Here is a 430-nt window from a genome sequence, read left to right as displayed (position 1 = left end):
CGACGCCGCCCTCCTCCAGAGCGGGTTCGACGCGGGCTCGGCCCCCGCCGGCCCCCACGACGACCGCCCCCTGGAACGCCGCCAAGCCGCCGCCCTCAAAGAATTCGTCGCCGACGCCCTGAGCCCCTACGGCCTACTCGCCGACACCACCCACACCGACACCGCCGACACCGCCGACACCGACGACACCGACGCCGACGCGGCCGAGACCAGGACCGAGGTCGATGTCGAGCCGGACGCGCTGATCCCCGCACCCCGCCGCCCCGCACCCGCACCCGCACCCGCAGCGGCCCCCGCGGGCGGGAAGCGGCGCCGGCCGGTGTCGGCGGCGCGGGCGCTGCTCACCCTGACCATCGACCACCAGTGGCTGCGCGACGCGATCGGGCACGGCACCCTCGACGACGACACCCCGGTCCACATCCGCACCCTG

Annotated in this window: 1 protein-coding gene; it reads left to right on the top strand. The window is 76.5% G+C overall.

Translation table 11 applies throughout. The features are described from left to right. On the top strand, positions 1-430 hold a 430-nt coding region (locus QSK03_RS32970; protein WP_285660067.1), incomplete at both ends, for a hypothetical protein.

The organism is Actinomycetospora sp. NBRC 106375 (assembly GCF_030269665.1).
Classification (GTDB): domain Bacteria; phylum Actinomycetota; class Actinomycetes; order Mycobacteriales; family Pseudonocardiaceae; genus Actinomycetospora.
This window is presented reverse-complemented; position numbering and strand designations above follow the sequence as displayed.